This is a genomic window from Alkalibacterium indicireducens, assembly GCF_039522005.1.
GTDB classification, from domain to species: Bacteria; Bacillota; Bacilli; order Lactobacillales; family Carnobacteriaceae_A; genus Alkalibacterium; species Alkalibacterium indicireducens.
Map to the genome: position 1 here is coordinate 1 of NZ_BAAADA010000059.1, position 3,344 is coordinate 3,344.

The 3,344-nt window shown below is 41.3% G+C and carries 3 protein-coding genes; 1 reads left to right on the top strand and 2 read right to left on the bottom strand.

From position 1 onward, the window contains the following. Positions 1-34: 34 nt before the first annotated feature. The gene (locus tag ABFX15_RS04025; protein ID WP_346024215.1) at positions 35-868 is read right to left on the bottom strand and encodes a shikimate dehydrogenase family protein; all 834 of its coding nucleotides are present in this window, start codon (positions 866-868) and stop codon (positions 35-37) included. Between the two features lie 326 nt (positions 869-1,194). Further along, entirely contained in the window at positions 1,195-2,514 is a 1,320-nt protein-coding gene (locus tag ABFX15_RS04030; RefSeq protein ID WP_346024216.1) for an IS1380 family transposase, read from the bottom strand. A 468-nt stretch (positions 2,515-2,982) separates the two neighbouring features. Between ABFX15_RS04030 and ABFX15_RS04035 the strand changes: the two genes are divergently transcribed. Further along, positions 2,983-3,309, top strand: coding sequence for a peptidoglycan recognition protein family protein (locus ABFX15_RS04035; RefSeq protein WP_346024217.1), 327 nt, complete (start codon positions 2,983-2,985; stop codon positions 3,307-3,309). Positions 3,310-3,344 lie beyond the last annotated feature (35 nt).

Here is a 3,344-nt window from a genome sequence, read left to right on the forward strand (position 1 = left end):
TCCGATTGGTATAGTCAGTGGGCCTTCACCACCTTTAATTTTTAGTTTTCATAAAAAATTTGACAGTTCCCCACTGGGAAAAGTCCTGAATCAGTTCATCCATTAGGTTCAATGAAATTGAACGGTTCTCCCAGATTTCAACAGATTTGATGGCTTGTCCGATCAGCATCTCGAGACCATTCACTGCAGGCTTGCCAATGGAGCGGGCCTGTTTCAGAAATGCCGTTTCCAGAGGGTTATAAATCAGGTCAATGAAGGCATCGAAGCGTGTGGGCGTTTCGTCCGATACGGGAGAGACGCCTGTGTTGGGATACATGCCGACAGGTGTAGTATTGATAAGATAATCTCCGCTGAAAGCCTCCGAGTCGTCGTAGGTCCGGTATGTGACCATTGAATCAGAGTGGGACTCCTTGATAGTTCTGGAGACTAAGGTAATGTCCTTGACCCCGTGATCCTTCAGATACTGGACGACCATTTTGGATGATCCGCCTGTACCAAGGACAGTGACTGACTTGCCGCTCAAATCCCATTGCCTACGCTCGAACAGTAGGCCGAAACCCTCGTAATCAGTATTATAGCCTTTCAAATAGCCGTCCAGATTACTTATCGTATTCACTACACCTAGTGTTCGTGCAGTCGGGTCGATTTCATCCAGGTAAGGCATGACAGTTTCCTTGTAGGGGATCGTCACGTTTGATCCGCTGATGGACAGGACTTTCAGGCTCTCGATCGCCTGGGGGACCTGACCAGGTGGGCAGGGAAATGTTTTATAAGCCGCGTTGATGGCCACTCGTTTATATATTTCTTTATGCAGCTGAGGAGACAAACTGTGTGTCAGTTTTTCGCCCAGCAGGCCGTAAAATTTCATGTAGGCACCTCGTTTTTTTAAAAGTATACACATATTTACCATAAATTGGCAAACAGATTGAGATTCAGCCGACTCTATCAGCACAAGTAAAGTGTAACATGAGAGTAAAATGATAAAAACAACCTGAATAATTCATAGCTCTATAATTTAAGCTGGTTTCTTGAATAAATTAATCGTTCTTGGAAAAATTGGGAATTTTTCTACAAAATAGTGCGTTCTCGAAGTAGATTTTAACTAAATGATCCTTCTTACGATTCTCTTGTTTGTTTGAAGGCATACTTCTCCCTTGTAGACGATTGATTCAAAAAATTAACGTGATGACTGATTTAAATCCATTGACTGGATCGCCGTAGGCGCTCGAAGACCCTATAGAATTCAGTTTGATACACATGATAACTCGACAATTTTAGATAGGCTCGTCTGCCTGTTTGCACAAGTTTGCCAGCGACTTTAAGGAATGTTAGTCGGATGGAATGAATAGTCATCCCTTGGTTCTTTTTATCAAAGCCGATAGTCTTTAGACAGTTGATGAGGTTGTATGCAAGCAGACTAATCATCATTCTGACATGATTTTCTAAGAAGCGTGGACTGTCTGTTTTATCGAAATAAAAGCCACCTTTCGCTTCTTTGATGAAATTCTCCATTGTCCCTCGCTTGCCGTAAAGAGAGAATATGACTTCAGGTGAGACATTATCGGATAGATTAGTCACAATGAATGCGTGTTGAAAGAGGAGTTCTCCTGCTTCACGGATTGATCGAATACAGACACGACGGGGTTTCGACCATGATTGTGCTTGATAAGGCATTGAAAAATACTGAACTTCCCGATCTTCCCATTTTTGGTTATCTCCGTAAAGAACGGATTGCTCAGCTAATTGACTTAACCTCCGATTGTTCTTTAATCGGATCACATACTGACTTTCATTTTCTTCACAAGACTCATACACCTCTGGTGTTGCGAAGCCGCTGTCCCCACGAACCAATATGTCAGTATTCGGTATGGATTCATTGTAGTGGTGTAACAATGGGTCGATAAAGGCTTTCACCCCTTTAGATGTGTACTGATTACCTGAACGCAGTTCAGCTTTTAAGAAATCTCCAGTCAGTCCGTCAAAGGCAACTAATGGGTGGTAGCCGTAGGTTTGATAATGAGCATTATAATCTGTTTGTTCTTGATGGCCAAAGGTATCTGAATGAGTGGAATCGAGATCAATGATTAACTCGGTGTCATTGCGAATCAAACGCGCTTTATCAATGAGCGACTGATTTAATGAGTGTAATTGACCCACATTTTCCGTGGTGAAACGATCCAGAAACCGTGAAATTGACGATTGTGAGGCTAATTGTTTTCTGCCTAACACCATTTGAAAGACTGGATCCTGTCGTAACAGATTAGCTGACGAGTCTGCCGAATAACCAGCAATCAGTTGCATAATGAGCTGTTCTAATATCGCTAAATTATCATGCGTGTAGTAAGCACGGTTATCTTTAATGTCCAGAAGTGATTTTGCCAAATCAGAAAACTTGAAGGTATCCATTACTTCTTTAACTAAGACTAAACCCGAATCACTCGATAAACGACCACCTGTATGCGAAATGATGATGTTTGAATTGAATTTTACCTGGTTTTTGTGTAAGCTAATCATGAAGAGAACTCCTTTCTTATGGTTGGTTTAGACACCTTTACCATATCATAATGGGGTTCTTTTTTCATCACTTAACAGGTGAAAATGAAAAAGTAAATTTAAGCTGCCGTTAGGCAGTTGGCACATGTTTCAACGAAAAGTATGAATTGTTCAGGTACAAATCACAAAGCAAACGGACTCTGTATATCTGGAAAAGAGGGACATTCCTAAAGAATATAATCCAGAGGGACCTTATGGTTTTGAAGTATGGAAGGATAAATTTTCAAATGATATAAAATCAAGTTATGAGGATTTACACAACACTCTACTTTACACGAATCAGAAGCAAGAATGGTCAAAAGTAGAAAAGGTATTCTCACAAATAGATCAAGTTCTCAAAGAAATAGAGGAGTAAATAGTTGTAGTCTAAATCGCACCTTATCTAATAGGGTGCTTTTTTCATGCTCAAAATAAATGGAGGAGATAAAAATGGGACTAAGTAATTTAAAATCAAAGTTCATGACCAGAAACGATTGTTACACTACAGGAAGAAAGATCACGCCTAAAGGCATCATGGTCCATTCTACTGCCACACCTGGTGTGATGGCCGCTGACTGGTTCAGCCGCTGGAATAACTCCTATAAGGCTGGCGAAATCAAACGGCAGGTCTGTGTCCATGCCTTCTTAGACGATAAAGAAGTCTGGCAGTACTTGCCTTGGAACCATCGAGGTTGGCATTCAGGAGGAGATGCCAATAATACCCACATCGGTTTTGAAATTGTGCGCCCAGATAGGGCAATGTCAACAGCGGTTTAAGGTGCCGCATAGTAAGATAACGCTATTGTCAACCT

Excerpts from the sequence above, each read along its gene's own strand:
- ABFX15_RS04025 (WP_346024215.1), bottom strand. The coding sequence starts at position 868 with ATGAAATTTTACGGCCTGCTGGGCGAAAAACTGACACACAGTTTGTCT.
- ABFX15_RS04030 (WP_346024216.1), bottom strand. The coding sequence starts at position 2,514 with ATGATTAGCTTACACAAAAACCAGGTAAAATTCAATTCAAACATCATC.
- ABFX15_RS04035 (WP_346024217.1), top strand. The coding sequence starts at position 2,983 with ATGGGACTAAGTAATTTAAAATCAAAGTTCATGACCAGAAACGATTGT.